At 48.0% G+C, this 25,040-nt stretch carries 34 protein-coding genes; 1 reads left to right on the forward strand and 33 read right to left on the reverse strand.

Annotated elements, in window-relative coordinates; translation table 11 throughout:
* Positions 1 to 40: 40 nt before the first annotated feature.
* The 8 genes from AC5JMF_RS16800 to AC5JMF_RS16835 form a co-directional block, all read right to left on the reverse strand.
* A complete protein-coding gene (locus AC5JMF_RS16800; protein ID WP_495796869.1) occupies positions 41 to 331 on the reverse strand; it encodes a reverse transcriptase N-terminal domain-containing protein in 291 nt (96 codons plus the stop codon).
* Between the two features lie 88 nt (positions 332 to 419).
* Positions 420 to 620, reverse strand: coding sequence for a hypothetical protein (locus AC5JMF_RS16805; protein WP_495796870.1), 201 nt, complete (start codon positions 618 to 620; stop codon positions 420 to 422).
* Positions 621 to 857: 237 nt separating this feature from the next.
* Positions 858 to 1,778 carry an NAD(P)/FAD-dependent oxidoreductase gene (locus AC5JMF_RS16810; protein ID WP_495796871.1) on the reverse strand — a complete coding sequence of 307 codons (921 nt, stop codon included), beginning with the start codon at positions 1,776 to 1,778 and terminating at the stop codon, positions 858 to 860.
* A gap of 237 nt (positions 1,779 to 2,015) precedes the next feature.
* The gene (locus AC5JMF_RS16815; RefSeq protein ID WP_495796872.1) at positions 2,016 to 2,432 is read right to left on the reverse strand and encodes an ester cyclase; all 417 of its coding nucleotides are present in this window, start codon (positions 2,430 to 2,432) and stop codon (positions 2,016 to 2,018) included.
* 35 nt (positions 2,433 to 2,467) lie between these two features.
* Positions 2,468 to 2,917, reverse strand: coding sequence for a cupin domain-containing protein (locus tag AC5JMF_RS16820; RefSeq protein WP_495796873.1), 450 nt, complete (start codon positions 2,915 to 2,917; stop codon positions 2,468 to 2,470).
* Between the two features lie 312 nt (positions 2,918 to 3,229).
* Entirely contained in the window at positions 3,230 to 5,179 is a 1,950-nt protein-coding gene (locus tag AC5JMF_RS16825) for a ScyD/ScyE family protein (RefSeq protein WP_495796874.1), read from the reverse strand.
* A gap of 81 nt (positions 5,180 to 5,260) precedes the next feature.
* Positions 5,261 to 5,443, reverse strand: a complete 183-nt coding sequence (locus AC5JMF_RS16830; protein ID WP_495796875.1) for a hypothetical protein — start codon at positions 5,441 to 5,443, stop codon at positions 5,261 to 5,263.
* Between the two features lie 161 nt (positions 5,444 to 5,604).
* Positions 5,605 to 6,198 (reverse strand): hypothetical protein, encoded by a 594-nt coding sequence (locus AC5JMF_RS16835; RefSeq protein WP_495796876.1) that lies wholly within the window; start codon positions 6,196 to 6,198, stop codon positions 5,605 to 5,607.
* Positions 6,199 to 6,300: 102 nt separating this feature from the next.
* On the opposite strand from AC5JMF_RS16835, the gene AC5JMF_RS16840 reads away from it, so the two are divergent.
* Entirely contained in the window at positions 6,301 to 6,531 is a 231-nt protein-coding gene (locus AC5JMF_RS16840; protein ID WP_495796877.1) for a hypothetical protein, read from the forward strand.
* A 32-nt stretch (positions 6,532 to 6,563) separates the two neighbouring features.
* On the opposite strand, the gene AC5JMF_RS16845 is transcribed toward AC5JMF_RS16840, so the two are convergent.
* From AC5JMF_RS16845 to AC5JMF_RS16965, 25 genes are all read right to left on the reverse strand, one after another.
* Positions 6,564 to 6,737, reverse strand: coding sequence for a hypothetical protein (locus AC5JMF_RS16845; protein ID WP_495796878.1), 174 nt, complete (start codon positions 6,735 to 6,737; stop codon positions 6,564 to 6,566).
* Between the two features lie 7 nt (positions 6,738 to 6,744).
* Complete coding sequence (locus AC5JMF_RS16850; protein ID WP_495796879.1) at positions 6,745 to 8,109, reverse strand: FAD-binding oxidoreductase; 1,365 nt, start codon at positions 8,107 to 8,109, stop codon at positions 6,745 to 6,747.
* A 51-nt stretch (positions 8,110 to 8,160) separates the two neighbouring features.
* Positions 8,161 to 8,307: a hypothetical protein gene (locus AC5JMF_RS16855; RefSeq protein WP_495796880.1), complete on the reverse strand. Its 147-nt coding sequence runs from the start codon at positions 8,305 to 8,307 to the stop codon at positions 8,161 to 8,163.
* Positions 8,300 to 9,283, reverse strand: coding sequence for a proline iminopeptidase-family hydrolase (locus tag AC5JMF_RS16860; protein ID WP_495796881.1), 984 nt, complete (start codon positions 9,281 to 9,283; stop codon positions 8,300 to 8,302). Before AC5JMF_RS16860 ends, AC5JMF_RS16855 begins: the two co-directional genes overlap by 8 nt.
* 52 nt (positions 9,284 to 9,335) lie before the next feature.
* Positions 9,336 to 9,872 carry a cupin domain-containing protein gene (locus AC5JMF_RS16865; RefSeq protein WP_495796882.1) on the reverse strand — a complete coding sequence of 179 codons (537 nt, stop codon included), beginning with the start codon at positions 9,870 to 9,872 and terminating at the stop codon, positions 9,336 to 9,338.
* Between the two features lie 231 nt (positions 9,873 to 10,103).
* Positions 10,104 to 11,435 carry a phthiocerol/phthiodiolone dimycocerosyl transferase family protein gene (locus AC5JMF_RS16870; protein WP_495796883.1) on the reverse strand — a complete coding sequence of 444 codons (1,332 nt, stop codon included), beginning with the start codon at positions 11,433 to 11,435 and terminating at the stop codon, positions 10,104 to 10,106.
* A gap of 118 nt (positions 11,436 to 11,553) precedes the next feature.
* Positions 11,554 to 12,570 (reverse strand): NADP-dependent oxidoreductase, encoded by a 1,017-nt coding sequence (locus tag AC5JMF_RS16875; RefSeq protein WP_495796884.1) that lies wholly within the window; start codon positions 12,568 to 12,570, stop codon positions 11,554 to 11,556.
* A 49-nt stretch (positions 12,571 to 12,619) separates the two neighbouring features.
* Positions 12,620 to 13,366, reverse strand: coding sequence for an alpha/beta fold hydrolase (locus AC5JMF_RS16880; protein WP_495796885.1), 747 nt, complete (start codon positions 13,364 to 13,366; stop codon positions 12,620 to 12,622).
* Between the two features lie 93 nt (positions 13,367 to 13,459).
* Positions 13,460 to 14,215, reverse strand: coding sequence for a glucose 1-dehydrogenase (locus AC5JMF_RS16885; protein ID WP_495796886.1), 756 nt, complete (start codon positions 14,213 to 14,215; stop codon positions 13,460 to 13,462).
* A 353-nt stretch (positions 14,216 to 14,568) separates the two neighbouring features.
* Positions 14,569 to 14,982 carry a nuclear transport factor 2 family protein gene (locus AC5JMF_RS16890; protein WP_495796887.1) on the reverse strand — a complete coding sequence of 138 codons (414 nt, stop codon included), beginning with the start codon at positions 14,980 to 14,982 and terminating at the stop codon, positions 14,569 to 14,571.
* 109 nt (positions 14,983 to 15,091) lie between these two features.
* Entirely contained in the window at positions 15,092 to 15,190 is a 99-nt protein-coding gene (locus AC5JMF_RS16895) for a helix-turn-helix domain-containing protein (RefSeq protein ID WP_495796902.1), read from the reverse strand.
* Positions 15,156 to 16,037 carry an AraC family transcriptional regulator gene (locus AC5JMF_RS16900; RefSeq protein ID WP_495796888.1) on the reverse strand — a complete coding sequence of 294 codons (882 nt, stop codon included), beginning with the start codon at positions 16,035 to 16,037 and terminating at the stop codon, positions 15,156 to 15,158. Before AC5JMF_RS16900 ends, AC5JMF_RS16895 begins: the two co-directional genes overlap by 35 nt.
* Positions 16,003 to 16,962, reverse strand: coding sequence for a glutathione S-transferase family protein (locus tag AC5JMF_RS16905; RefSeq protein WP_495796889.1), 960 nt, complete (start codon positions 16,960 to 16,962; stop codon positions 16,003 to 16,005). The genes AC5JMF_RS16900 and AC5JMF_RS16905 overlap by 35 nt, the downstream gene beginning before the upstream one ends.
* Positions 16,963 to 16,985: 23 nt before the next feature.
* Positions 16,986 to 17,474, reverse strand: a complete 489-nt coding sequence (locus AC5JMF_RS16910; protein ID WP_495796890.1) for an SRPBCC domain-containing protein — start codon at positions 17,472 to 17,474, stop codon at positions 16,986 to 16,988.
* A gap of 36 nt (positions 17,475 to 17,510) precedes the next feature.
* Entirely contained in the window at positions 17,511 to 17,750 is a 240-nt protein-coding gene (locus AC5JMF_RS16915; RefSeq protein WP_495796891.1) for a DUF554 family protein, read from the reverse strand.
* A gap of 40 nt (positions 17,751 to 17,790) precedes the next feature.
* Entirely contained in the window at positions 17,791 to 18,411 is a 621-nt protein-coding gene (locus tag AC5JMF_RS16920) for an FMN-dependent NADH-azoreductase (protein ID WP_495796892.1), read from the reverse strand.
* Between the two features lie 83 nt (positions 18,412 to 18,494).
* Positions 18,495 to 19,250, reverse strand: coding sequence for an SDR family oxidoreductase (locus tag AC5JMF_RS16925; RefSeq protein WP_495796893.1), 756 nt, complete (start codon positions 19,248 to 19,250; stop codon positions 18,495 to 18,497).
* A 39-nt stretch (positions 19,251 to 19,289) separates the two neighbouring features.
* Positions 19,290 to 19,583, reverse strand: a complete 294-nt coding sequence (locus tag AC5JMF_RS16930; RefSeq protein ID WP_495796894.1) for a hypothetical protein — start codon at positions 19,581 to 19,583, stop codon at positions 19,290 to 19,292.
* Positions 19,584 to 19,608: 25 nt separating this feature from the next.
* Positions 19,609 to 19,923, reverse strand: a complete 315-nt coding sequence (locus tag AC5JMF_RS16935; RefSeq protein ID WP_495796895.1) for a hypothetical protein — start codon at positions 19,921 to 19,923, stop codon at positions 19,609 to 19,611.
* Positions 19,924 to 20,062: 139 nt separating this feature from the next.
* Positions 20,063 to 20,461 carry a RidA family protein gene (locus AC5JMF_RS16940; RefSeq protein WP_495796896.1) on the reverse strand — a complete coding sequence of 133 codons (399 nt, stop codon included), beginning with the start codon at positions 20,459 to 20,461 and terminating at the stop codon, positions 20,063 to 20,065.
* 249 nt (positions 20,462 to 20,710) lie between these two features.
* Positions 20,711 to 21,574 (reverse strand): dioxygenase family protein, encoded by an 864-nt coding sequence (locus tag AC5JMF_RS16945; protein WP_495796897.1) that lies wholly within the window; start codon positions 21,572 to 21,574, stop codon positions 20,711 to 20,713.
* 50 nt (positions 21,575 to 21,624) lie between these two features.
* Positions 21,625 to 21,957 (reverse strand): hypothetical protein, encoded by a 333-nt coding sequence (locus tag AC5JMF_RS16950; protein WP_495796898.1) that lies wholly within the window; start codon positions 21,955 to 21,957, stop codon positions 21,625 to 21,627.
* A gap of 66 nt (positions 21,958 to 22,023) precedes the next feature.
* Entirely contained in the window at positions 22,024 to 22,617 is a 594-nt protein-coding gene (locus tag AC5JMF_RS16955; protein ID WP_495796899.1) for an ester cyclase, read from the reverse strand.
* 369 nt (positions 22,618 to 22,986) lie between these two features.
* Positions 22,987 to 23,883 (reverse strand): AraC family transcriptional regulator, encoded by an 897-nt coding sequence (locus tag AC5JMF_RS16960; RefSeq protein WP_495796900.1) that lies wholly within the window; start codon positions 23,881 to 23,883, stop codon positions 22,987 to 22,989.
* Between the two features lie 175 nt (positions 23,884 to 24,058).
* Positions 24,059 to 25,040, reverse strand: a 982-nt coding sequence (locus AC5JMF_RS16965; protein ID WP_495796901.1) for a GMC family oxidoreductase, incomplete at its 5' end; no start/stop codon positions are given.

Consider the following 25,040-nt stretch of genomic DNA (forward strand, 5'->3'; position numbering starts at 1 on the left):
AACCTCAACAAAGCCGGATTCAGCTTTCTTTAGATTTTCTTTACGAATCAGCTCTTAGAACCAAAGTAAGTCTAGCCTTGGGAGTTAGGGATTTAATTCCGTCAACACCTGCGGTTTTCTTGCCTTGATTATCCTGGGTTACTTTGCGGACAGATAAGGCTTTTCCAGACCAAGACCTCATCAAGGTTTTTTGGAGTCTGCGTACTGCTTTAGTATCACCACGACTAGAGGCTTGGAATATTCTTTTCTGAAGCTTATAAACGTTCTTTTCCAGCTTTCGCCAGTTTATCTCGTTCCATTCCACCGTCTGATTTCTCAGCGTTTTAGACATATGTACTTCCTAATGCGACCATTCCTACCAAATCATCGTGAGTACGTCAGCCTATCTTGACCATTACAGCCAAGCGTTCGCTTCTTACTCAATCTTGCCCGTCAGGGCATCCGGTTAGCACCTTCTCAGGTATTCGACCACCTGAGAGCGCTTGACGGGTTACTTCGTTCCGAATAACAGAACGAATCGCACTCATAAATCTTTGCCCCACAATAGTTTTCACTTTATGCGCGAATCTAGTTGCCCCAAACCCTTGTAACTGCGTTGTCCAAATTTCATCACTCCACATATACAATGTCAAACGCCCCAGTGGTACGTACTCGTACTATAAACTAACCGCCGAAAACGCAATATTTGCGCCTTCAGAGAAAGAACAACAAGTACGGGTAATTCACCTCAGCCATCAGCATGATGTACGGTATATAGAAGCACAATCTGGTATCGAACGGCGCAACAACTTAACCCAGGTACGAACACTGCTTTACAACGCAAGTACATTGCTTGAGAAGGTAGAAACTACCTTGATTTAGACGAAGTCTTCCGCAATCAGGGAGTGATTTAAGCCGCTGGCGGCAACGCTACCCTGAAAAACAGAAACGGCGATCGCTTGCATGGGTGAAGTGATGTCACCTGCCGCATAAACGCCTTTGACGCTGGTTTCGTGAAAAACATTGGTAGTCTTGATTAAATTGAATTCATTCAACTCACAGCCTAATTTTTCAGCTAAGTCTGAGCGAAGCTTTTGCTTTGGTCGTATCAGCATTCCGTGACACGCAATTTTTTCGCTCGTTTCAAAAACAATGGTTTCCAATCGTCCGTTATCGCCTTCGAGTCGGACGATTTTCTCTTCACGGACAATGATTTTATGGTTTTCCAGCAGTTTCCTTTGATCGGCGGTTAGCTCGGCTTCGCCGTTGGTGCAGAGGACTAAATCGGCACTCCAGTTTTTCAGCAGCGCCGCCATTTCGATGCCAGTTTCACCATTTCCGACAACGGCAAGCGGTTCGTCACGCACTTTCCAAGCGTGGCAATACGGACAATGAAAAACGCTTTTGCCCCAAAACTCACCAAAGTTTTCGATGTCTGGAAATTCATCAATCACCCCGAAAGCCAGCAAAATTTTGCGCGATTTTTTCATTATGCCATCCTCGAATACAACGTCAAATTGGTTGCCGGATGGTTTGATTTGCTTGACTCCGATCGCTTGAAATCCGACACTTTTGTAGGGTTTGAGTTGGTCGCGTCCGATGTTCAAAAGTTCTTGCGGGCTGATGCCGTCGCGGGTGAAAAAATTGTGTGACTCGTGGGCCCAAGCGTTGCGCGGATTGCCTTTATCGCAGACTAACACTCGGCGGCGACCTCTGCCCAAAAGCAGTGCCGCGCTGAGTCCGGCAGATCCGCCACCGACAATGACACAATCGTAAATTGCTTCGTTTTCGTTCATCATCTCTTTCCTAATTTCTTCTACACCAATTCAGTAACGCCGTCTATTGTTTAACTCCCTGTTTTTTTACTGGCTAATGGCGCAGTTAAATGCTAGTACCGCAAGGCGGAAGTCAAAAGTCAAAAGTCAAAAGTCAAAAGTCAAAAGATTTTAATTTTGGGCTTTCTGGCTGTTTTGAATGGTATGTTTATTTCCGCCGACCTGTACTAGTGTCTGTCCGCAAACAGGTTGCAATGTAGGCTATACCAGATTTAGAGCGCGTAACTGCTGCAACATAGTCAGTGAATCACCTATCGTCCGATGTTCGACAAGCTTGCCATCTGCTAGTTTGTCAACCTGTACGATTGAAAATTTCACCTGCTTGCCCGTCGGCGGAATACCAAGGAACTCTCTGCAATGAGTACCCGTAAACGTTCCGTGGCTAACAACTTTATCGTCTTCAGCAATCATATTTTCAATCGTGTAGTAAACATCTGGGAACGCAGAGCGCGCCATCTGTAGGTGTTCAAAAAAGTTATCACCACCGCGTATAACCGATCCCGTCATTGTATGAACAACAATGTTCGGAGCAAGAATCTCCTTGGCTTGCTCTAAATTTCCTTGGTTAACAGCTTTGTAGAATTGGAGGACAATGGCTTTGTTTTGTTCTAATGACATTGAAGGTTTCTCCTTGGCTATCTGCAATAGACTTACTACGTTTTTGTGGCAGCGGAGGGTAAGGTTCCGGGTGGCCCCAAAATCTCGTCGCCAATCTCGGCAGAAATGCGATCAAACAGCGCCATGTCTGGTGTTTCTGCCTTATCCTGCGTCCCCGTTGCGGCAATCAACCAAGCAAAAGCACTGGGCGCAGCAATCACCAACCCATGAGCAGGTTTATCACCGATCGCAGCAACGACATGAGGTGTGCCAACCGGAATCAGGAAGCTTTCACCCGTGCTGAGTACAACTTTTTTCTCACCTGCCCAAACCGTGAACTCTCCTTCCAGCACGTATAGCTGTTCGGAATAGCGAGTGTGGCGATGAGGAGGAGTCTGTGTACCAGGTGGAAAGTAGCCTTCGATCAGATCGTACTGTCCGTCGGTTGTAGTGCGATCGGCAAGGATGGTGAGGCAAGAACCAAAAAGCCAGAAAGATTGTGTCATGAAATTGCTCCTATTGAGTGAATGTGTAATAGCGCGGTAGTCGTTCATGAGACAAAATTAGAATTGCTGTATTCCAAACTAACTCAGGGCTTCACCGCTTCAATGATGCTGACCATTGAGGGAATCCGAATTACTTGCGTCAGTTCAAATTCACTTGCTCGCAGCAACATCAATCTTCTGCCTCAGTCCGTTCTCGTCCACCTGTCAACCCGTCAACACCAACATGATCGGAATCCATAAACTTTAGAGGGGAATGTCTATATCAAATGATTTCCACATTTCTCAGCTTCCTTTACTTTGACTAGGAATGAATCAATACACTGGAGTTTGACTAATCACATTCACATTCGGATCGAGATTGTCGCCAGTGCTGTAGATATAATCAAATGCACCTCGATCATCAAGAAGATGCGATCGCAAAAATAATCCACTCCAGCGTCCGATCGTCTCAGTTGCCGTGGTTTGGCCTAAGGTGGGTCTATTTGGCTCCCGCTCAAAATTGTCAACGTTGGTGATGCCATAGTGGTTCGCACCTTCTACGGTCACTGAGATTTTGGGCGGGTTGAGAATGCGATCGTAAGTTGTTTGACTATTGAGCGGTGGAATCACGCCATCCAAATTGCTCTGAATCAGCCCGACGGCGATTCCTTCGTTATCGAGCGGCAAAAATTCTCCAGTCTGCTGATCGCGAAAGCTAGTGCCATAGAAAATACCTGCCTGCAACTGGGGCGGCAGTGTGTAGTCTTGTGAGCAAATTCCGGGTATGCAAATCTCGTCCTGGGTTGCGCCTAATCCGACAGCTCCGCCAAACGAGTGTCCCAGGAGTCCTAGTGTATCGGTATCGGCAATTTCAAAAATCGGTGAAGTCGGATCGGCATCTTCCACTTTCATCTGATCCAGCACCTCATTCACTTGCCTTTGTTCAGCAAGTAAACCCGTCACCGTTTGACCATCGGGTGCAGTTACCGTCCGCTCATTGTTAGGAACCACGACCACAAATCCATAACTGGCAACTATTTCGGCATAGTTAGAATAGTCTGCTTTATCGACTAAAGCACCTTGCAGCATCAGCGCAATCGGCAGTTGATCCGGCGTTGAATTGGGCAGCACTGGATAATACACATCGGCTTTTTCGCCATCAGCGGTAATTGTGGTTGGGTAGTGCTTCACCTGGTGATAAATCGGGTCGGGATCGAAGCATGTCTCTTGCTCCAAGCTCAACCGCAGTACCTCTCCCTCTCCGGCAACAAAGCCTTTATTAGAGATGTAAATATCACCGTTAGCACCGATTTCTAAACCCGTCGGATTCGTGAGTTCATCGTCTGCGATCGTGGTGCGAGTTTTACCATCGGGAGACACATAGATCAGCGCACCTGCGTCACCTTCATTCAACAGTCCATTCGCATCATATTCCAGGACATACAGACCGCCGGACTTGTCAAAGGCTAAATCGACGATATGCGTAAACCCGCCTGCATAGACTTCCGGTTGACCTTCAGCATTGATGCGATAAATTTGTGCTGTTTCTGCTTGAAAAGGAAACCCAGTCAATTCGCCGACATAGAGCGCGTCATCCGGGCCAACGGCGACTGAGGTAGGGACAGGCTGCCGCACCACTGATTCACCCGTGAGCGGATCGGTCGTGGTATAAATCGGAAAGACTGTTTCTAGAGTCAGTTCGCCGCCAAAAGCACGCTGACTGAGCAAATCGTTCGCACCTGCATCGACTACATAGGCCGTATTGTCCTCAATGAGCAAGTCATAGAGGTTGGTAACGACATCTTGCCCATCGGGGTTGTTGTTTTGCTCATACGCTCCAAAATCTCTGAGTCTTGTCCAGTCAGCACCACCGTCAAAGTTATCGATCGCAATCAACTGACTAAAATCAGGCACTTCCAGAATTTCATCACGATTCGCTGGATCGCTAGCAAGACCGACGATCGCATAGGCATTACCATCAGCATCAAACTCAATGTCACTCACACCTGATGCATCCGATCCATCGGGTAATGCTAGCGAGGGGAGTTTGGTGACAACTCGTTCCACATTCCCGTTTTGAATGCGGGCGATCGCACCCGTTGCGCCATAGAACAAAGACGCGCCCGGTATACTTGGAGATGGCACACTAGCTCCTGTTCCCCCACGTCCAGCTTCTGCGACATACAGTGCCCCATCTGGGCCAAAACTCAGCTTACGCGGACTGTCTAGACCCGATGCTAGCACTTCAATTTCTGATATCTGTGGTGTTTCTACTTCAGTCATGATTTACTTCCTTTAAATTTACAATGCTGTGATGGAGCGTCCGGGTTGTCTACTGGAATACCAACTTCGGCAAAGAATTTCTCAATTCCCGCAGGCATATACCAAACCAACATCTTGGCGCGTTGGTTGGTGTTGAAACTCCAATTCGCCTTCTTGGATGTAGAACGCTTCATCTTCTCGATGATGAATATGCGGCGGCGGGCCAATTTCAGGATCAACTCGCAACTCGGCAAGGGTGTATTGCCCATTGGTGTCTTCGCTCACTGACTTGAAACAGGGGTGTAGGGTGTGGGGTGTGGGGTGCAGAGGAAGATACCTTTTTCATGCATGGTGATGAAATTTTTTCATTGGGACTGCCTTGAAAGTGAAAATATCTCCCACAACTGAACCTGACGCAGCGCAAAAGCGGTTTCATACACTCACCCTTAAAAGCAGCCTTCAACCCAGGTTACCTCTGGAAGCTTGCCCGATCGAAATCGAGTCACAACGTCGTTTTCATTGGTTTCAAACACGATGCTGTATTTGCGATCGCTCACCTTGGGGGGTATGTAGGTCAGGTAATGACCACCCTGAACATATTTGTGCGGTGTCACTTTGATCAGTCTAGGATACATCGCTTCAATTTTGCCTCTGGTGTCGCCAATGCCCGCACCGTTCAGCGTTTTGATTGTGCTGTTGCGTACCACATCGATGCGAGCAATTTGGTTGCCTCTTACCATGAACAGCAAGTTTTCAATGCCCTGGGGCTTTGAATAGCCACAGCCATTGTCGCCGAGATCCGGCACTGAAAAGGGAATACCTGCTGCTTGTTCGGCTTGGACAAGGGTCATCCCCACGCGCACTGGACCAATGCCATTGATGGTGAGGGGAGAGGTAATCGTAGGGAGAGGAGTAGCGCTCTCTGTGGATTGAGCCTCAGACGCGGATTGGTGAGCGGATTGGTTAACAGTAGCGATCGCCACTCCAACAAAGGTAGAAGCCACAATCAGACTTGAAATCAGGGAATGAGTAACTTTCATGAGAAGAAAACCAAGAATGAGTAGATGAGATTGAAGGAGACACGGGGACACGGAGACACGGAGACACCCCATGTCTAAAGCCAGGGGATTCTAGCAAGGAATGTGTTTGTTCTTCTTGACGACTCAAGTCGCTTTCTTGAAACCTACGAAGTCGAACCTTTATACACAGGCGACTCTCCGCGTCGCCCTTCGGATGACGCTCGAAGACTCGCTCTAAGCGAAGCCATGCCGCAGGCTTTACGCTGCGCTAACGGCAGTGACGCTCCTTCTCCCAAGGGGAGCCACTGCGGTCTTGAGGTTTCCCCAAGTGGAGCAAGTGGCGTGAGACGCTGACGCGTAGCTTGCTTCTCCGAAGGAGTACGTCGCTAACGCAACCGACGGGAACCGCGCTTGTCTGCGACTGCCTCACCGCGTCTTTCACTCTCCGCGTCCTCTTCGGTCAGAGATTGGGGGTTAAGCGGTGGAGAAATTGCACCTTTGCTTTGACTAGAAATGATGTAACTCAAATGTCCTAGCTTCATCGCTTCAGGTGTAGGCAATGGCTTTCTACAGTGCAAGATGTCCAACGGTCAATCGAAAGACATCATCTGGATCGTATTTCCGTTTCAGGTCGAGCAAGCGCTCATAGTTCGTCCCGAAGGTAAGCGGAACACGCTCCTGTTCTTCCTGATCCAAGAGATTGATATATCCCCCTTTGAAGGCATAAGGTGCAAGGGAGCGTGAGATGTTCTGTGCCCATTGGATATGCCGCTGCTCTTCATCTGGAGACTGGGGTTCCCAAGCTGCGAGGATGTTAACCAGCAGATGATCCTGACGCAGCGCAAAAGCGGTTTCATACGCACCTACGCGACTCGCAGCTCCATGAAAGTTAATCAGCCCAATCATAGAAAATGGGGAAGAAAATGGCAGTCCCTGCTCGATCAGCACCTCGATAGCCTCGGTCTGAAGACCATTAAGTGACTGGGTTTGAGAGTAGTAGTGGCGACCTTTTGGAGCGATCTCTGCTCGATGAATCAGAGCGTTATAGGTGACGGGTTGCACCTGATCGACCAGCAATGTGCCAAATGTCCGCAGAGGAGCGATCGCCCGCTCGCCTGCTTCCAGCGCGCCACAATATGTCGGTGAGAGCAACAAAACCGTCTGACCCTCTGGCGTTTGGATGAACCCAAATTGAATCGTTAATTCATCGGGTGCTGTGGCGATGAACTCATTGAACTGTCGAAACACTGCTCTGGCTTGCTCCAGAGGATAGAACAACATACCCGATAGCACTGTTGTCAAGGGATGCAGGCGATACTCCAGGGAAACCACAATACCAAAATTACCACCGCCGCCGCGCAGTCCCCAAAACAGGTCTGCATATTCTTGGGCGTTTGCGGTCACAAGTTGCCCGTCCGCAATGACGACCTGTGCGGAGAGCAGGTTATCGACACCCAGTCCATAAACACCCATCAGAGGACTGTAGCCTCCTCCCAGGGTAAATCCAGACATCCCAAGGGAGGCGGTTCCTGTAGTGGTTGCCAATCCATATTTCTCTGCTGCCTCAATCAGGTCGCCTGCTGTTGCTCCACCTTCAACTTGGGCTGTGCGTTTGTCCGGATCAATAGTAACGGCTTTCATCTGGGAGAGATCAATCACGATCCCATTCTGAGCCAGCGCTCGTCCGGCAAAGTCGTGTCCTGCTCCTCGAACTGAGAGTGGCAGACCGTGTGCCCGCGTCCAGCGAAGGGTATGAATCACATCTTCCACAGTCAAACAACGAGCGATCGCAGCAGGTTGGGTCTTCACTCTGCCATTCCAGAGTTGGCGCACCTGTTCATAGCCAGCGTCATCCGGGAAGAAAAGCTGCCCTGTAAGCAGTGCTGCAAGTTCGTGGAACAAAGTTTTGTTCTGACTAGGCGTAATTGTCATCGTTTCTCCTTTCCATGTCGTATCTACAACTTCACATCCCTGAAGTGTGATTCAATCGCTATAACTTCTAAAGTAAGCCGTCGGTTGATAGCCCATTCTTTGATAGAGTAGAAACCCAGCAGCCGATGCATGTAGAGCAGTGCGTTTTTTGCAAACGATCAAGTAGCCGTAGACCTGTTCATAGACAGGATTAGGCATCTATCCCTGCATCAATATCCTGAATAAATTGGATCAGACCATCAAAATAAACCTGCCGATCGTCGTAAATTGCCAAGTGACTGCCCTGTGGACAAAAGAGATAGCGTCCCTGACTAACCGTTTTTGCCATCCATTCCAGATGTGCAGGGTTCATCGTGTCGTGTCGGCTGCCGATCACCAGCGTCGGCACAGCGATCTTTGCTAAGTCGGCAGTCCGATCCCAGTTTAAGAGCTTTCCTTTGACACCCAGTTCGCTCGGCCCTTGTAGCGGCACATAAATGTCTGGATTGAGGTGCTTGAAGGCGCGGTTTAACGGCTCCGGCCACTGTTCAGGCGGCATCCGCAGCACATGATGAACGTAGTGATGTGGAATTAACAGTTCCATGTAGCGCGGATTGTCATAGTCTGCTTGCGCTTCTATCTGCTCGATCTCAGCCGCGACCTCTGGGGCCATCGCTGGCATTAGCACCTGCTGGGCGTAATCGTTGTAAGCGGGGATGCTAGCCATCATGTTGGAAACGATCAGTCCTTTCAGGTGCTGTTGATATTTCAGGGCGTACTCGATCGCCAGAATCCCGCCCCATGATTGACCATAAAGATAAAAATTCTCTTGCTCTAGCCCCAGAAACTGCCGCACCTGTTCGACTTCTTCTACAAAGCGGGGCAGTTCCCACAGATCTGGTTCCGCAGGCTGGTCGCTATAGTAGGAACCAAGCTGATCGTAGTAGTAGTACTCAAAACTAGCTCCAGGAAAGTAGCTGTCGAACGCCTCCAGATACTCGTGGGTCAAGCCGGGGCCACCGTGCAGGAGCAGCACTTTGATGGTCGGGTGATTGCCAATCCGCTTCGTCCAGACTCGGAATGTCCCTTTTGGTGTCTCGACAGGAATCATCTGCACGCCACCACTGAGAATATCGTTGCGATTAACCCCAGAGAACTCGCGAAGCAAACCGCGTTCATCCAAATCAGTGTTCATATTTTATATCTCGGTGAGTAGAAAGTTGCTGATTGACTGTTGAGTGATGCTTCTAACCAAGTCGCGGCACCCCAAAGCCAGGGTAGTGTGGCAGCAGTTCCGCCGTTTCTTCCGAATTTAGCATCTTAACTCCGTACTTGGCAGCCAGCGCGATCGCGGCAGCAGGATCGGATTCCGCGTAAGTGGTTGCGTTTGCCGGGATTTCCATGCTGGTCGCTGGAGTTGACATGGCTTCAAAGTACCCGTCTATGCCTCCTGGTTGCACCAGAGCGAGGAAATGGAGGGGCGATAGGAAGTAGAATGCGTGCGCCTGCATTCGGGGCAAAAAGACCATTTCGCCCGCCCGCGCTATTCTCACCTGACCCATGCAGTACACCTCTATCTCACCTTCTAGAATGTAAAACACCTCATCCTGTTCATAGTGGAGATGGGGTGGTGGCTCGGCTCCCGGTACCGTCTGCACCTCTAGAAGAAAGGAGCGGTTTCCGGTCTCGGCGGACGTTGCGAGAAAAGTCAACAGACCGCCCATATAAGATCGGGTCGTTTCCGGGACTGCACTACGAACGAAGAAATCTGCTGGTTGGTTCATGATTTGATCTCCAATATTAATGTGACTGTCGCAATGGCGTACCCGCCCAACCGAGGCGATCGCAATTGGGTTTGTAGCAACTCCAATCTGTGTGGTACAAGTCTTTGGCAGTTGTATATTGCTCTATTTGCGATACTGTCTGGGTAGAATTCTTTTGGTTCTTTCTATCTAAATGGTAATGACTTCCATTGCCCAACTTCTTTCAAATTCTTACAATGATTTGTCAGATTCTTATGGTGAAGAGCGAATTTGTGATTGATGAGATGCGGAAGGTTGTGACTTCAGAATGTTGCGTGATGTGCGGTAGGCAGCTTCGGATGCAACTTCCTGTACTACTGCAAGTTCTAAACGCTTCACTCCTGCCGATAAAAAGGCAGTTGCAGCCCGATCGCTCTGGACACGATCCACATCCATTGATGGCGTAGATGTAAACGTGAGGGCAAGGCGATCGCCCAGGGTCGCCACGCCAACAACCCGCCCGACTACACCTGTAGGGGGAAGGAATTGGAGTGCTTCAATCCGAATGTCGCCGTACTGTTGAGCCATATTGATGCGACCGAGATTTGTGACGGTCAGTGGATAGGAATATTGCGATCGCACTTCTTCAACAAAAGCGGTGACATCGGTGAGATTCGCCATTGTAGGTTGTAGAAGCTGGCACTCCTCGACTAACTGCTGGGCAATGTCGATTTGTGAGAGTTGAGATTTGACTGATCGAGCAACGTCCCAAAACGCGGAATCTGCCTGAAGGGAATGAGTCGTTGTACCCATACTCAGATAAAGCCCAACTCCATCTGGCATCGGCAAGGATAGCTGCGATCGCACATTGACAGGGTGTAAACATCGCATCACATCGCTGAGTTTAACGTCTTGCTGAGTCAGCGCGAGCAAGAACGCTGCACTGATTGCACCGTGTACTGTTGTGTGTTCGGCTCGACTGCGTTGGATCAGTTGTTGGGTGAGTTCGGGAGAGAGGACAACGGTGTGAATGTGAGGTTGGGGAGGACGAGACAGGGGTGGTAGATAGTCCTTGGGCTTAACGGTTGTTTCTTTTGAGGGTGCGATGCCAGGAATGGCTGATTCGAGCGATAATGCCGCAGAAAGTTCCGATCGCTCAAATATTTTGCCTGCTAACCCTTGGAGAATATCTCGCATCAGATAAACGCCAGATAGCCCATCTGCGATCGCATGATGGCAAATAATCATCAGTTCGGATTCAGCCCCCGATTGCAGCAGCACAACTCGCAGTAAGGGTGCAACCTGCCAATCCAATGAGCGAGCCAGTTCGACTTCGAGTTCTGCTTGCCAGTGCCGATCATCCGTTCTCGCAACCAGCCGCAGCGGAATTTCATCGTCGGTTTCGACAAATTTAGGCTGTCCAATCGCGTCAGTGGCGATGCGGACTCGCAGCAGCGGATGGTGTTGCTGAACTTGCCTAAGCACCGTCGAAAGTTGCTCGGAACTAAATTGTCCCTGAAGTTTCGCAACGGTGGCAAAATCTATCGGATAAAACTGGTTGTAGAGCCAATATAAATGTTCAGATGCACCTAAATACCGTTCCATGCGGGACTCCTATTGCTTCTCGATAGAAACTGAATTACAACAAAGCAAATATTTGAACAACGTTATAAAGTATTTGCGACAGAACCGAAAAATATGGGGTAGCAGAAATGCTTCGTCCCTACTCCTCTGAAACTTTGATGATCAGCTTGCCCTGATTCGTGCCGTTAAAGAGCTTGTTAATCGTGCGGGGAGCGTTCTCAAGACCATCAATTACATCGACCCGATACTTAATCTTGCCTTGGGCGTACCACTCGCCTAAATCCGCTAGAACTTCCTGAGCGCGGTTAAAATAGTCAAGAACAATAAATCCTTCGACCTTCGCACGCTTAATCAGGATGTTGACAAAATTGTATGGCCCGGGCACTAACTGGGTAGCATTGTACTGCGAGATTAGACCACAAAGGACAATCCGCGCTCGGAGGTTGATGAGTTTTAAGACAGCATCCAGGATTTCACCCCCGACATTCTCGAAGTAAACATCAATTCCGTCCGGGCAATGTTGCTGCAAGCTTTCGAGGACAGACTCAGTTTTATAGTTGATAGCGGCATCAAAGCCAAGCTCGTCTTTAAGCCAACGGCATTTTTCTTCGCTACCCGCAATCCCAACGACGCGACACCCCTTGATTTTTCCGATTTGCCCCACCAGAGAGCCAACGGCTCCGGCTGCTCCAGAAACTACAAGCGTTTCACCAACCTTGGGCTTTCCTATATCCAAAAGACCGAAGTATGCCGTCATCCCAATTAATCCAAAAAGTCCCAAGTATGCTGTAAGCGGGATGGACGGGTCTTTTAAGAACTCAGATAAGTTAGTGCCATCGGTAACTGCATAGTCCTGCCACCCCAGAAGCCCCTGAACCAACGTTCCCTCTGGAAAGTTGACATTGCGAGATTGCTCGACGACACCGATGCCAAAACCCCGTATCACCTCACCAATGGCTACAGGTGGGAGATAATTTTCTCCCTCGTTTAGCCATCCTCGGTTTGTCGGATCGAGAGACAGATAAATATTACGGACGAGGATCTGTCCTTCTCCTAGCGTGGGTACAGGTTCCTGCGTCCATTCAAAATTCGATTCTGCGATCGAACCTACGGGACGCGAGACAAGCCGCCACTGCCGATTCACCTTTGTTGCCATTTGAAATTCCTCCTGCGTTTACGTGCAAACCCGATCAGTAATAGTGTTGCTAGTCGCGTCCTGCCACAATAATCTTTTCTGCTAAATCAACCGGGTTAGAAAACATCACCTCATGACTACCGGGCATTTGCACGAGCCGAAATTGCCTTAAGCGGCTAGACATTCTCGGATGCCAGCCCCACTCGCCTTGCGGTAAAGCAGTGTCTTCTGTGCAGTAGAGGTAACTTTTAGGAATGGGCAATGAGTAAAACTGCTGCAAGTCCAGCTTGTCAATCCACGGTTGATAGGGTTCAGGTGATAATTGGGCGTAACTGGATTTAGCTAGTTCGAGGTCAGCGTTGTTGAGAAACGCTTCTCGCCAAATATCAAAAGGTAGCATCACCGTATGATCATCCGATTCTCTCGCTAGCTTGTCGAATAACACCTGAGAGTCGAGTGGGATGTTATCTGTGAGGCTCTCACCATCATTCAAGACAAAGGCAGCAAAGAAGATGAGCCGTCGAATGCGTTGCCTTTGGCCGGCGAAGCCATTGCCAATTGCTTCGGCAACTTTCGCGATAATTGTTCCGCCGAAGCTATGTCCCAATAAGACGATATCTGTTAAGTCTTTGCTAACAATATAATCAACGATCGATTGCGTACATTGAGCATGGTTAACGTTTTTATTCACGCTTTTCCCATGTCCGGCGATCGTAGGAGCAAAAGCCTGATGTCCTTTTGCTTCTAAATGATCGATAACTGCTTTCCAAGCAGAGCCATCATGCCACGAGCCATGAACTAAGACAAAAGTTGACATAGAATTCCTTTAAATGCAATCTAAAAATCAAGCTTGTTTGTTCTCTCTTGAAATGGATTAGTTTGCTGTGAGTCCACGATCAACAATCAAAAATCAACTCACTGTGATTCCACCGTCAATGACTAAGGGTTGTCCTGTGATGTAGCTGGCAGCATCAGAGCAGAGAAACACAATCGCTTGAGCGGCTTCTTTTGCCTGAGCAATGCGACCCATTGGAACCATCGGTGTCATAGCATCAGCCGTAATGCCCAGTTTCTTATAGGCCCGATCGAGTCCCTCAGTCCCAATGTTTGCAGGATTCACCGCATTAATCCGAATGCCCTGCCTAGCGTAGTCCAATGCTGCCGATCGCGTTAGCCCCATGACGGCATGTTTACTGGCGCTGTAAGGAGAGCCTCCTGGAAATCCAAACAAGCCTACAACTGAGGAGTTATTCACAATCACTCCAGATCCTTGAGACAACATTTGCTGAATTTCGTACTTCATGCACAGAAATAGTCCGCGCACATTGAGCGCCATCAATTTGTCGAAATCCTCGATCGGCTGTTCGTGCAGGGGTTTAATCAGTCCCTCATGGCCTACATTATTGAAGGCACAATCGAGTCGTCCGTAAGTTTCAACTGTCTTCTGCACCAGCGCTTTGATATCTTCCTCATTCGAGGCATCGGAATGGACGTATAAACATTCAGCACCCGTTTCACGAATCAGTTTGGCGGTTTTTTCACCTTCTGTGTCGCGTCTGCCTGAGAACACGACTTTTGCTCCAGCAGCACCAAAGGCGATCGCGGTTGCTCTACCGATTCCCGATGTGCCTCCTGTAACTAAAGCCACTTTATCCTGAAGTATCATTGTGTTTTCCTCAGCATCACTCTTGTTGTATTGATCTGAAGTGTACTGAATTCCAATGCTTAACTTCTTTCAAATTCTTACGGCGCTTTATCAGATTCTTATCAGGTTAGCGAACCCAAACAGCGATGATGCCAATAACGATTTGCCCCAATCTTACTAGGCTCCTGGCTTGAGGCTAAGAGATCGCGCTGTACCAGAGCCACCTGCTAGAACACTCCAGTCAGGCGCTCAACCTGTTGCGTCAAATGGCTTTGACTGGAAAATCCAGTTCGAGAAGCGATGTCGGCGGTTGCTAGACTCGACATTGCTTCAAAGTACCTGTTCAGACCACCTAATTACTCGGCAGTAAAATTTCAGGTGTTGCCGAAGGCATCCGTCAGAGCAATAGGATTCCAATATTCACTGTAGTAGACGATTTTGCTATCCTTGACTTTGAACTGACCGACATAATCTTGCTCATACCGGCGGCCTGTTGAAGGAACGTGAGCTGATGCATGCAGCTCAGCCCAGATAACATCGGGGTCTTCCGTCCGATATTTACGGACATTCGAGAACGTCAAGTTCTCCATGTCAACGAGCGCCGTTTTGATGTGGTTATACATGGCAGTTCTGCCTCGTTTTTGGCCCGGATAGCCTAGAGAGGGCGCATACGGAAAGTCCACAATGACATCCTCAGAGAGCAACTCTGCCCAGGCTTCGGTATCTGTGGCCATTAATGCCAGGTGAGCATCGAATATGTACTCGACTGTATTTAGTTTTGATTGCATTAGATTATCCTCCATCTATTTACCTAAGGTTTACCATCTGAAGTGTAGTGAGTTCCAAGACTCAACTTCTTTCAGATTCCTACGATGTTTCATCAGATTCTTATGGTATTTAGCGAACCTGCTTGGGGGTCATTCCAGTGAGGCGCTTAAACTGTTGCGTCAAATGACTCTGGCTAGAGAAGCCGACTTTTAGAGCGATGTCTGCGATAAGCGTTCGCGGAGCGTCTCGTAGAGAAGCTATCCCGAAGGGTTATCGCTAAATCTGTTTTCGATAGCATCAATTTCGCTTGTTCCACCCGCTGTTGAATCACGTACTGATGCGGCGAAATCTCCGTTGCTTGCTTAAATAAACTCGCGAAGTAAGTAGGACTAATATTGATTACACTTGCCAGTTCAGCCAATGACAAATCTCGATTCAAGTGAGTGTGAATATAATTGATCGTCTCCTGTAACTGGGTACAAGTTAAATTTTTATTCTCAGAGATAATGATTTGAATGGACTCAGCATAATACCGCAACAAATGAACAACTAACGCTTGAGTCAGTGATTCGACATACAATTGCCCCATCATGCCGCCTGATTTTACCTCAGCCAAAAGCAGCATCGCAAGATGCTGAAGATTCAAGTCTTGCTGACCGAAACGGTTGACCAATTTGAACTGCTCTGTAGCAATTCCAGAAGACTTCGCAATTTGTTTGACCAGCTTTGGCTGTAAGTGAATACTGAGTTCTGTTTGGACAGTCTGAGTCGGTGGACAACGCCAGTAGTTCGGCTGTTCAGACGGTACCAAAAGACTATCCCCCTGCTGAAAGACTGATTCGTGCCAGCGACCATCAGACTTCTGGATTCTATAAGTGGGGTGCCCCATCGGTAAGATTAGCCAATGATCGGATAGAGCAGAAATCTCTCTTTCTTCTTTTGCACTGCTAGGAATTGAATAGTGATGCTGCTCAAACAAAATGCCATCCCAGCCCAACTGCCGACTAGACAGCTTCTCCCATTGGAGAGATTTAGCCAACTCAGTCGGCAAGCGATCGTTCAGTAGAACTATCAAAATTGATGATTGGCCCCTTTGGGATAATTTGATTGGGATTAATGTCAGGCATACTCATGTAATAGCCGTGCTTAACATAGTCTAGATTGCAGGTTGCTTTGAACTCAGGGCGCTGATAGAGATCCTTGAGATAGTTCCAAAGGTTTGGATAGTCAACAATCCGCCGCAGATTGCACTTAAAGTGACCGTAATACACCGAATCGAAGCGATACAGCGTTGTAAACAGGCAAATATCAGCTTCAGTGAGTTGATTACCACATAGATGGCGCTGCTGGCTTAGAACCATTTCCCATCGGTCTAAATGCTCGAAGAGTTGAGTGACCGCTTCTTCGTAGGCGACTTGTGAAGTTGCAAAACCAGCGCGATAGACTCCAATGTTGATGGGTAAATAGATTGAATTGATCGTTTGATCAATCTTCTCGCGGAGGTTGTGTGGGTAGAAATTGATGGTTTGGGTTGAGAATGCTTCAAACTCTACATCAAGCATTCGCATAATTTCGAGAGAATCATTGTTGACAATGGTTTGCTTCTGTTTGTCCCACAGCACTGGAACTGTCACTCGTCCAGTGAATTTTGGATCTGCTTTCAGATAAATCTCTTGCAAATACTGAATGGGGTTGTCGGGCATCGCTTCTGAAGCTTGAGAAAAGCTCCAGCCCCGATCGCCCAGAATGATATCTGCGATCAACACAGAAACCGTATCATTCAAGCCTTTCAGTTCCCGCATAATCAAGGTTCGATGCGCCCACGGACAAGCCAAGGAAACATAGAGATGATAACGTCCTGCTTCTGCTTTGAATCCGCTCGAACCATCGGCAGTGACGCGATCGCGGAACGTTGTCGGTTTCTCTTGAAATTTACCGTTCCGATCTTGGTCATTGCGCTCAGCGATCCATTTCCCTTTGACCAACATTCCTAATGCCATTGTTTTTTCCTACTGTAATTTGGTCAATGCACAGAATTAGTCGTTGCTAAGGAACGAACCGCCAAAGCTTCCAGCCATTTCTGATTCGAGTTCTGAATGAGATTAGGCGCAAACAACTTGAGTAGACGTGGAACAATTCCACGCAGAGTTTCTTCACTCAAAACGCGACAGCCGTTGGAGGTTGGAGTGATGAGCCAAATGTGGTAGGCGTGCAGTCCCGTTGCTCTCCCGTTCCAGGCAATCCGCTGATTCGGCACGAATTCTTTCACTTTCAATGCGCTCGTCACGCCACTAGCCTTGAAAGTGAAAGTCACGTCCTGAGACAATTTGCGGGAACCGTCCTGGATGCGAACATTTGACAAGGCGGGTTGCCAGGTTTGCCAATCGGCAGCGGTAATGAGATGCTCCCAAACCTCCGCAGGTGACGCTGAAATTTCTATTGTGTTAACAATGTGAACTGGAGAGCGGCTCGGATCATACTCTGCTGGAAAACGAATCGAATCTGTGTTCATAGTGGTTCCTCATTTTTGCTTGAACTATCTCATTCATCATTGCGATCGGGAAAACTGTTGAAGGATTGTGCATAGCAACGGTGCGACAATCAATGCAGGTAAGAATGAAACAACGCTGATTTGAGTGATTTCGATCAGATTTAAACCCAAGCCCACGATCATGAGTCCACCGACTCCAGAGGTCAGCAAAACGGCAGGAGCAGTAGTTGGAGCGGGAACAGCTTGGGCAAAAAGACTTGCTGCGATCGATAAACTCCCTTGATAAAACAAGACCATTAGACTAGAAATGCTTCATCAACTTATTAGCTGGCTGGTGCTACCAACTGCCAACTAATGCTTGAATTTTAGATTGTGCTTCGTCTAGCCCACGTTTTTGTGCCTCGTCTCCCAGATCTAGACCATTGGCATGAATGAACTGAATGTCAGTCACACCCATGAATTGAAAAGCATACCGAAGCGCAGGTTCTTGACAATCCCATCCTTCGTAAGGAGAACCTGCTCCAAACTCAACGCCTCGTGATGTAATGAACAAAACTTTTTTACCGTTCGCAAGTCCTTTGACTTGACCATCCTCCTCCGTGAATGTGCGACCTTCGCGCACCACTTGATCGATGTATGCTTTGAAGTTGGACGGAATGCTGAAGTTGTACATCGGCACACTGAAAACACACCGATCGGCTGCCAAAAACTCATCCACTAACTCATCAGAAAACTTCAGCAGTTCAACTATTTCTGGAGTCAGTGCCTCTGGAGGAGTAAAGACAGCCGCAATCCAGTCTTCGGTGACGTGAGGAACTGGCGTTTGCCTTAGATCGCGATAGGCGATCGCGTCATCAGGATGTAGGTCTTGCCACGCAACTATAAACTCCTTTGCCAACTTGCGAGATTTGGAGCGATCGCCCCGTGGACTTGAATCAACATGCAGAATGCTTGCCATAGTGCCTCAACCAGAAATTTCAATTGCCATCTAGATAGTAAGCCAGCAAACAGAAGTTTTTCTTTGTCAATCCAGTAGGGGGATTAGCTTGCTGTATATCCGCCATCAATCGATAAGGGTTGTCCAGTGATGTAACTAGCAGCATCAGAGCAGAGAAACACAACCGCTTGAGCAATTTCTTCTGCCTGACCAATGCGACTCATCGGAATCATCGCTGTAAAATCATCAGCCGTGATGCCCACTTTCTGAAAGACACGATCAAGCATTTCAGTCGTAGTACTTCCAGGATTCACCGCATTAATCCGAATGCCTTGCTTGGCATAGTCAAGCGCTGCCGATCGCGTCAGTCCCATGACTGCATGTTTGCTGGCGGTATAAAGTGAGTTTCCTGGAAATCCAACCAAACCTGAATTTGAGGAGTTATTAACGATCGCGCCAGATCCTTGACTCAGCATGTGCTGAATTTCATATTTCATGCACAAAAACAATCCTCGGATATTAATCGCCATCAGGTTGTCAAAATCTTCAATCGATTGTTCGTGCAGAGGTTTAAAGAATCCCTCAATACCTGCATTATTGAAAGCACAGTCGAGCCGTCCGTAGGTTGCAACTGTTTTTTGCACTAACGCTTTGATATCTGCTTCACTGCTGACATCTGAATGGACGTATAAACATTCAGCACCTGTTTCGCGAATCAGTTTGGCGGTTTTTTCTCCTTCTGTATCGCGTCTGCCTGAGAACACCACTTTTGCACCGGCAGCACCGAAAGCGATCGCAGTGGCTCGACCAATTCCCGATGTCCCTCCAGTGACTAAAGCCACTTTATCTTGAAGTATCATTGTGTTTCTCCTTGTGAGCTAACGACGCAATTTTGTCTTTTAGGGAGTAGTAAAACGCTCACACTGAATCGCCTCAACGTTTCGTACATACTTCAGCTTAGGAGCAAAGCCAGAGGGACAGACGACGTATAGTCTATCCTGAGGTTGGCTAATGATTAAACGGTAGGCGGGTGGAAGATTTTCCGAAGAACTCTTAATGGTTTCAATTCGAGGAATGATTTGTGGATACACTTGAGCCAGAGATGGAAAACCGAACAGCAAGAATGCGCCAGGTAGGACTGTTGCTGAGATGGTTAGCGGAAAGCGTTGGAATTTTGAGAGAATCTTGTTCATGAGAAATTTCCTTATTAGTTCATTGTTAATTTGTTAGACAGTTGTTTGTGCGATCGCTGTAATACCGTGTAATCAAAGTCACTTTGCGCTTCGCCTTCATGGGTAGCCAAGCGAATCTCGATCGACTCACTGTGAATTGACTAGAAAATTTCCTATTTGTCAACTCTATATAATCGGTGTCGTCAGCTTGTACCGGATAAGCTTGTTTTAATAACTCAGCCACCTCTTGCGCGATCGCAATGAGTGCATGATTAACTGAGGAGTCACTAAAAGAATCAGCTTGGGTTGTAACCTCAAAATGCTCAGAATCATTCTTGCCTTGTAATGGTAAGTGTGTCATAGAACTATCCCTGATGAACATTGACTTGCGATAGTAAGTACTTAAGCAGAATTAATTACACAAATTGTTTCTCTGTTCCCTGTTCCCTCTCTCTACGAATGAATTTAATTTTGCACGACTACTTATGGCAATCAGTAGCTCACTTAAGCGCTGCTGTTGCCTCAATTTCAACCAATGTTTCTTTTGAGGCGAGTGAGGCAACACCGATGCCAGTAAGAGCTGGGCGCGACTCTCCCAGATATTGCACGAGAATCGGCATGATATCCCCCATGAATTCTCCAAGTTCACCCCGAACGTAGATGCGAAGGTTGAGCAGATTCTCTACCGAGCTTCCCGATGCATCTAGAACGGTGGTTAGATTAGTTAGCACATTCTTGAGTTGTCCCTCGACGGTATGGCTTGAAACTTGGTGGTTCATGTCCCAGTCAACCTGACCAGAAATATAAACGGTAGCCGTTGCGGTATCGATAACCGCTTTGGACATCCCGTGTGGTCTTGCATCATAGAGTTCTGGTGGATTAACAAGTTGCTTTCTCATGGTTTTTCATCCTTCTCAACGCGATCCTCTTTACTCAAATAACCGTTGACCCTTTAACCTGCCTCCACTGAGAACCTTCAGCGTAGCCTTTCCGATAGTAAAGAAAAATACTGAGCAACCCGTGTTGCAGGGGTGAAAGGTACTTGAGGGAGCCATTTCTCCAGCCGATGCAGTAGAGCTTGTATAGAAATCCCATTCGCTGAATATGCATTGCACAACTCCAATTGCTAGATTTTGAAGCGCATATTGTCATTTCGCTGCCTCAATCGGCTTCAGCACAAAATCAAACTCGGCTGTGTGAGAGGGCTGATGCTGCGCCTTTGCATCGGCTGACTCATGCTTTTGCAGTTTGAGAATGTTCGTTCGCACGGCAAAAGTTGTGTCTGCATCAAGCTGAGGCGCACCCTCAATGAAAACTTGAGTCGTCAGTGGCAAGTAGCCAGTTGCACTCAGTTTGAAATGGATGTGAGCCGCCCGCCAAGTGTGTCGTCCTAAAAGCCGCAACACCTCACCGCAGGGGCCGTCGGCTGGCACATCGTATCCGCTGGGTACAACCGTTTCAAAGCGATAGTTGCCGTCACGATCGGTGTGGAACTGCCCGCGAAAGTTTCCAGCAGGTTGAGAGGGGTCGAAGATGTCGTATAGTCCCTGCGAGTTGGGCTGCCAAACTTCGATTAGCGCATTAGCGATCGCTTGCCCGTTTACATCGAGTACGCGACCTGAAAGGAACAGGGCTTCACCTTCTACATCAACGCCAATGCGATCGCCAATTTGTCGTTCAGGCGCATTAGGTATATAGAGTGGGCCTTCCAGATTGCTTTCGGTTGCCTTACCGATTGTGTCTTGTAGCAGCAATACTAGTTCCGAAATACCAAGTAAATCAGTCAGCACTTGCATCTCCCCGTCTGGGATGAATTGCGTGTGACGGCTAACCCGATTGAGAAAATCGCGCCCCTGTTGCAATTCTGGCTCAGTCAAATTCACCTCGCGGACAAAAGCATGAAGATGCTTCACCAAGCTAGTATAAATTTCGTACAGACGCGGGTGGGTTTTACCACCATCCCCGTGATTGATTACAGCTTGGGTGATGGTGTCGAGCGTGATTGGCTTCATCAGTTGTCTCCAATATTTGATATTGCCTACTCCTTCAAAGGGTCGATGGCTCAAGAACGCACGCTTCGATCAGTCTCAATACCTCTATCTCTGTGTTGTGGCCGTCCTGCTGTGGTTGCCAGCACGATCGCGTCTTCTTGGGCAGCCAGACCAGTCAACGTCGGGCCGATGACTTGCCCCAAGTCTCGGTTGGCGATCGTTCCTTGAGTCACCAAGACCAGGCGCTTTGTTTTGTCGAGTTCATGCCACCAGTCTGGCAGTGGATATTGGCTGGGAGGGAGTGGCAGCAGTCCGACGTAGTGGATGTGCGACGAGGGTGCCTCCTCTGCATACTGGAAACTCTCGACTCCCGGTTGCAGATAAAGATCCGGTAGTGCAACCATGCTCTCCAGTGGGGGAAGCGGGATCGGAGGGCAACCCAACTCAGCACTCTTCATTGGCTCCTACACTTATTTGCAAGCGCTGGCGCGATCGATTAGTGCGTTTGAGGGCAAGTTCGGATCGAGTGCCTTACGCGCACTGTCAACGCCCACAACGGGTAACGTACTAGGATCGAGCAAGCCAATTTGAACCAATACACTCGCCTGATCCCAGTAGATGTGTTCGTGGGCTAGCTTGTCGCCACGGAACTGAACGATCGCTACCACTGCTACTTCAACTCTTTTCCCTGTCGGAGCAATGCCAGGTAGCATCCAGTCCATTCGGGTGGTATGAGTGAACTTAGCCACCATTTCATCGACAAGCTGATCGGTTCCAATCGTGCGCGAGATTGGGGTCAGCTCCATGTCCGGTGGCATCTGTGGAATGAAGTATTTGGAATAAAACTCGCGCAGTGCTGGTTTCCCTACTCCCCCAGTCATTACCGGAATGTCGTTAACGTAAGCATCCTCAACCATCGTGTCAAGGGCATCTTCAGTGTTGTGAGTGTTAAACTCGTGCCGCAGATGCTCGTCCCAGAGTTCTTGCAAAAACTTCTGGGCTGGTGTCAGGTTGGGGGTTGCCTGTACATTTGCTTGTTCGTTTATAGTTTGCTGTTTGTCCATGTTGGTGTAAGTTCCTGATTTATGTAGTGAGGGCTAGAGCGGATAGACCCTTTTAGTTAGTGTTCTTTCTTTGTGGTTAAGACTCCTGAAACATTCAACATGTAAACCCTTCAGGTAAAGAGCAACAAATCTAGAACACCACTAAGAAAATCAACGACTGCATTTTCAGCTAGTAGGTTTACCCAAGGAAAGGATATCCTTTTGGGTCTGTGCTAGATTAAGTGGCAAAAGTATGAAGCAGTTGTATATTGCTCTATACGCGGTGCTGTCTGTATTGGATTTTCCTGGTTCTATCTATACAAAGTGTATTGAGTTCTGATGCTTGACTTCTTTCAGATTCTTACGATGCTTTATCAGATTCTTATCGTGTTAGCGAATCTGTTTTGGTGTCATTCCAGTGAGGCGCTTAAACTGTTGCGTCAGATGGCTTTGACTGGAGAAACCGACTTGTAAGGCAATGTCTGCGATCGCTAAATCCGTTTTCGACAGCATCAATTTCGCCTGTTCCACGCGCTGTCCAATCACGTACTGGTGCGGTGAAATCCCCATCGCCTGTTTAAATAAACTCGCAAAGTAAGTCGGGCTGATGTTAACAACGCTTGCCAGTTCAACCAATGACAGATCCCGATTCAGGTGAGTGTGAATATAATCGATCGCCTGCTGCAACTGAGTACGAGTTAGATTTCTGTTCTCAGAGGTAACGATCTCGATGGACTCAGCATAGTGTCGCAACAAATGAACAACTAACGCATTCGTCAACGATTCAACATACAATTGCCCCATCATGCCACCCGATTTCACCTCAGCTAAAAGCAGCATGGCAATATGCTGAAGATTCAAGTCTTGCTGACCAAAGCGGTTGACAAAGTTGACCCGTGCTGTGTCAATTTCAGACGCTTGGGCAACTTGTTCGACTAGCTTTGGCTGTAAGTGAATATTGAGTTCCGTTTGGACAGCCTTACTCCCTGGACAACGCCAGTAGCTCGGCTGTTCAGCCGGAACCAACAGACTATCCCCTTTGTGAAAGATTGATTCGTGCCAGAAGTCTGACGACCTCTGGCTCACATAAGTGGGGTGCCCCTGTGGTAAGATCAGCCAGTGGTCAGATAGAGCAGGAAGTTCTTTTTCTTCTGTTTCACCAGGAACTGAAGAATAGTGATGCTGCTCAACCAAGATGCCATTCCAGCCCAACTGCCGACTAGACAACGCTGACGTTCTATTGAGTCGTTGGATTAGTTCACTGGGTTGAAGAAGGGCATTTGCCATGAGATTTATCTTCACCTAATTGTGCAGCAAAAGCAGTCATCAGTCAGAAATCCAACATGACACTCAAGACATAAAATCACGATCTTGCGGTCAATGCTTCTCCCATTGGAGAGATTTCGCTAACCCAGCAAGCGATCAATTTAGATGAGGTTGGTTTATTTTTTTGTCCCCAAATTTATATTTCGGACAAGTCTATTTGGGGTAAACACGAACTTAGGTTACTTTGATATACAGGCAAGATCCTTTGACTTTTAGCACTTGCTAATATAACGTCACTTGCTTTTTCACTAATCATGTATATTGGTGTGACGATAAAGTAGCCGGGAACACGTGGGAAGACCGAAGCATCTACGACACGCAGATTTTGCGTACCGTGAACGCGAAATTTACTATCAACTACAGCCATTGGGTCATTCTTTGGCCCCATCTTGTTACTGCATGAAGCGTGATGACCCCACGCCTCAGCCTCCACAAATTTGATAATCTCTTCGCGTGATTGAACTTTTGGGCCGGGAACCACCTCTTTGGAGATATCCGCGATATGGGCGTTCATGCGACGTACAAATTCAACACCATTAACAACCGATTCCAAATCCTTGCCTTTGATATCGTCGCCTTCAGTAAAATAATGGAAGTTGATTTCGGGAGTATCGCGTGGGTCTGCTGAACGCAATTTCACGCTTCCGGCGCGATTACGCGTGTGCGCTTTCAGAACAGTCCAGCTAAATTGGTTTTTCATTTGTGAAAGGGGCACAGACCAACCAGGATAATAGCCTTGGTATGGTACGGGTAAGCCAAAGATGAACAGGTCAGGAACTCTTCGTGCTGGATCGGACTTGCGGATATAACCTCCGAAGGTGGCGTTATTCGTATAAATCCCCTGACCCTGCTCCCACTGGGCAAAGCAAGGATCTGATGGTTTTCCGGGGGTGCAGTTCTGAGCAAGCGTGAAATCAGAATTCATCTGCGTTATTACACCGATTTCGTAGCGGTCTTGCAGGTTCTCGCCAACTCCTGGAAGGTCAACGATTGGCTTAATGCCATGTTTTTGCAGTTCATCTGCTGGGCCAATGCCGGAGAGTTTTAGAATCTGCGGGCTATTAAAGGCACCTGCCGCGAATGGCACTAAGAAAAGCCGAAACACTTGCGGTTTAAGC

Source organism: Desmonostoc vinosum, from assembly GCF_059505385.1.

Bases quoted from the DNA above. Each gene is read 5' to 3' on its own strand.
- AC5JMF_RS16875 (WP_495796884.1), bottom strand. From the start codon at position 12,570: ATGGCAACAAAGGTGAATCGGCAGTGGCGGCTTGTCTCGCGTCCCGTA.
- AC5JMF_RS16955 (WP_495796899.1), bottom strand. From the start codon at position 22,617: ATGGACAAACAGCAAACTATAAACGAACAAGCAAATGTACAGGCAACC.
- AC5JMF_RS16935 (WP_495796895.1), bottom strand. From the start codon at position 19,923: ATGACACACTTACCATTACAAGGCAAGAATGATTCTGAGCATTTTGAG.
- AC5JMF_RS16930 (WP_495796894.1), bottom strand. From the start codon at position 19,583: ATGAACAAGATTCTCTCAAAATTCCAACGCTTTCCGCTAACCATCTCA.
- AC5JMF_RS16885 (WP_495796886.1), bottom strand. From the start codon at position 14,215: ATGATACTTCAGGATAAAGTGGCTTTAGTTACAGGAGGCACATCGGGA.
- AC5JMF_RS16820 (WP_495796873.1), bottom strand. From the start codon at position 2,917: ATGACACAATCTTTCTGGCTTTTTGGTTCTTGCCTCACCATCCTTGCC.
- AC5JMF_RS16920 (WP_495796892.1), bottom strand. From the start codon at position 18,411: ATGGCAAGCATTCTGCATGTTGATTCAAGTCCACGGGGCGATCGCTCC.
- AC5JMF_RS16940 (WP_495796896.1), bottom strand. From the start codon at position 20,461: ATGAGAAAGCAACTTGTTAATCCACCAGAACTCTATGATGCAAGACCA.
- AC5JMF_RS16850 (WP_495796879.1), bottom strand. From the start codon at position 8,109: ATGACAATTACGCCTAGTCAGAACAAAACTTTGTTCCACGAACTTGCA.
- AC5JMF_RS16800 (WP_495796869.1), bottom strand. From the start codon at position 331: ATGTCTAAAACGCTGAGAAATCAGACGGTGGAATGGAACGAGATAAAC.
- AC5JMF_RS16865 (WP_495796882.1), bottom strand. From the start codon at position 9,872: ATGAACCAACCAGCAGATTTCTTCGTTCGTAGTGCAGTCCCGGAAACG.
- AC5JMF_RS16855 (WP_495796880.1), bottom strand. From the start codon at position 8,307: ATGCCTAATCCTGTCTATGAACAGGTCTACGGCTACTTGATCGTTTGC.
- AC5JMF_RS16890 (WP_495796887.1), bottom strand. From the start codon at position 14,982: ATGCAATCAAAACTAAATACAGTCGAGTACATATTCGATGCTCACCTG.
- AC5JMF_RS16810 (WP_495796871.1), bottom strand. From the start codon at position 1,778: ATGATGAACGAAAACGAAGCAATTTACGATTGTGTCATTGTCGGTGGC.
- AC5JMF_RS16835 (WP_495796876.1), bottom strand. From the start codon at position 6,198: ATGAAAGTTACTCATTCCCTGATTTCAAGTCTGATTGTGGCTTCTACC.
- AC5JMF_RS16910 (WP_495796890.1), bottom strand. From the start codon at position 17,474: ATGAACACAGATTCGATTCGTTTTCCAGCAGAGTATGATCCGAGCCGC.
- AC5JMF_RS16805 (WP_495796870.1), bottom strand. From the start codon at position 620: ATGTGGAGTGATGAAATTTGGACAACGCAGTTACAAGGGTTTGGGGCA.
- AC5JMF_RS16945 (WP_495796897.1), bottom strand. From the start codon at position 21,574: ATGAAGCCAATCACGCTCGACACCATCACCCAAGCTGTAATCAATCAC.
- AC5JMF_RS16870 (WP_495796883.1), bottom strand. From the start codon at position 11,435: ATGGAACGGTATTTAGGTGCATCTGAACATTTATATTGGCTCTACAAC.
- AC5JMF_RS16860 (WP_495796881.1), bottom strand. From the start codon at position 9,283: ATGAACACTGATTTGGATGAACGCGGTTTGCTTCGCGAGTTCTCTGGG.
- AC5JMF_RS16905 (WP_495796889.1), bottom strand. From the start codon at position 16,962: ATGGCATTAGGAATGTTGGTCAAAGGGAAATGGATCGCTGAGCGCAAT.
- AC5JMF_RS16950 (WP_495796898.1), bottom strand. From the start codon at position 21,957: ATGGTTGCACTACCGGATCTTTATCTGCAACCGGGAGTCGAGAGTTTC.
- AC5JMF_RS16915 (WP_495796891.1), bottom strand. From the start codon at position 17,750: ATGGTCTTGTTTTATCAAGGGAGTTTATCGATCGCAGCAAGTCTTTTT.
- AC5JMF_RS16925 (WP_495796893.1), bottom strand. From the start codon at position 19,250: ATGATACTTCAAGATAAAGTGGCTTTAGTCACTGGAGGGACATCGGGA.
- AC5JMF_RS16825 (WP_495796874.1), bottom strand. From the start codon at position 5,179: ATGACTGAAGTAGAAACACCACAGATATCAGAAATTGAAGTGCTAGCA.
- AC5JMF_RS16815 (WP_495796872.1), bottom strand. From the start codon at position 2,432: ATGTCATTAGAACAAAACAAAGCCATTGTCCTCCAATTCTACAAAGCT.
- AC5JMF_RS16960 (WP_495796900.1), bottom strand. From the start codon at position 23,883: ATGGCAAATGCCCTTCTTCAACCCAGTGAACTAATCCAACGACTCAAT.
- AC5JMF_RS16880 (WP_495796885.1), bottom strand. From the start codon at position 13,366: ATGTCAACTTTTGTCTTAGTTCATGGCTCGTGGCATGATGGCTCTGCT.